The organism is Moorena sp. SIO2C4 (assembly GCF_010672485.1).
GTDB lineage: Bacteria > Cyanobacteriota > Cyanobacteriia > Cyanobacteriales > Coleofasciculaceae > Moorena > Moorena producens.
The window spans coordinates 1-1,874 of record NZ_JAAHGN010001280.1; the positions used below are offsets into that span (position 1 = coordinate 1).

Below are 1,874 nucleotides of genomic sequence, written 5' to 3' on the forward strand. Positions count from 1 at the left end.
TCACTTTCTTCATAGTCAGTTATAATAGGTAGGATTAGTTTATTGAGCAGTGAAGCTTTATATACTAGTTGTTCAGAACTAGTAGAAGTAACACTTGATAATGAGTTTTTTGGTTCTGACGTGTCTTTGAACCAACTAATCAGTGATTCTATTGGATTTACAATAATTGTTGATGAATCTGTCAATCTAAAATTGTTGTTTTCGATTAACAGGCTGATTCCCCCTAGGATAATTACTAGAGAAGGTAACAGGCAAAAAGTATTAATAATGAACGATTGTCCATTGAACCAATTTTTAGAATACTGTTCTTTAGTCATTTCCTGCCAAGCTCAAAGTCGCCAAGGGTGGATATTTTATTATGAATAGACATAGGGGGAAAAATGATTCTGGAAGCGTTACCCCACTTAACCTTAAACCTAATTTCAACGCCTATGTCTAAGGTCGGAGAGAGATAGTTATTCGGGTATATATCATCGGTACATGATAATTGGTAATTGCCAATTTACAATTGAGTATCATACTATTGCTGCTGTTAAACACCACTTGTAGATCGCAATTACCTATTACCTATTACCTATTACCTATTACCTATTACCTATTACCCTAGACCTATTAACAGAAACTCATCTCTATCAACATGCATAGAAAATTAGTATTCTGGTTGAGATGTTTTTGAGGTCAATCACGAAGTTTTATCACACATTGTGAAAATCTTGGGAAGGCTATCCTCAGTCTTGTATAGTAAATATCCCCCAAAATGTTAAATTTTGGTGAAAAACACTTGGTGAAGAACACTTTGAGGTGCGACCCAAGGCCGGGGAACCCGGCCTAGGAGGCGCGCACCTTAAGTGTCTTGCTATACAAAAGGAATGGCAAGCACTCACCTTCGGTCTCACGGGACTTGTGAAAACTTAACGTTTCCACAAATAAGGTAAAAACTTTAACGAGTAAAGTTTAAGTTAAAAGGTACTACTGACAGAACCTTCCTTTTCCCCTGACCTCAGCGATGCAGCGCGGTCTTGGGGAGGCAGAGGTGCGACCCGTGGCGAATTTAATTACGGGTCAAACGCACCATTACGGTCTTGGGGGTTCCCCCCACTCGCTATTGCCGTGGTTTCCCCCACTCGCTATTGCATCAAGACAGGGAAAAAATGAGGGGTTACACCCTTCATATTAACAAATTTAACAGATTCCTGTAAATCCCTGTCTTGTTCTTTACTTGTCTTACAGAGACGCTTCAGGAAAAGCCTAGCAAGTCGGGCTAGTTGATCAGAAAATTTTTTACCCTATTGACCCACTGATACCACGTTGCTTTATTGCCATGCTACTTCCTGGGATTGATCGGGGAGATAGGGAGGATGGGAAAGATGGTAAAATGAGGAGAATGGGACAGGAGAATGGGCAACAGGAAGACTATTTCTTTTTTCCCTTTGCCAACAGTGGCAAGGCAGACAGTATACCTAGGAAACTGAGTGCTAGGAAAAATGGTAAGCGATCGCCTCCTTGCAAAGCTTCCCCCCCAGTTACTCCCAGCCAAGTATAAGCGAGGGTACCAGGAATAATCCCAAAGAAAGTGCCAAGGGTATACTCTACCGAGCTAATCGGGGTTAGACCAAACAAGAAATTCACTACATTAAAAGGAGAAATGGGGGCAAAGCGTACTGCTAAGACAAACATCAGGGGTGTCTGCATCACTGCTTGATTGAAGCTGACCAATGCTTTATGATGCCTGAACTTGTATTCAACCCAATCTCGCAATAGATAACGCGCTACCCAAAATGCTCCCAATGCGCCTAAGGTTGCTCCGATAACAGACCAGAAGGTACCCCAAACTAAACCAAAAACTGTACCACCAGCGATAGTCAGTACTGTGA

The 1,874-nt window shown here is 41.6% G+C and carries 2 protein-coding genes; both read right to left on the reverse strand.

Annotated elements, in window-relative coordinates:
* A partial coding sequence (locus F6K20_RS36620) for a hypothetical protein (RefSeq protein ID WP_287298113.1) occupies positions 1–317 on the reverse strand: 317 nt, incomplete at its 3' end.
* Between the two features lie 1,096 nt (positions 318–1,413).
* Positions 1,414–1,874, reverse strand: a 461-nt coding sequence (locus F6K20_RS36625; RefSeq protein ID WP_287298115.1) for a TVP38/TMEM64 family protein, incomplete at its 5' end; no start/stop codon positions are given.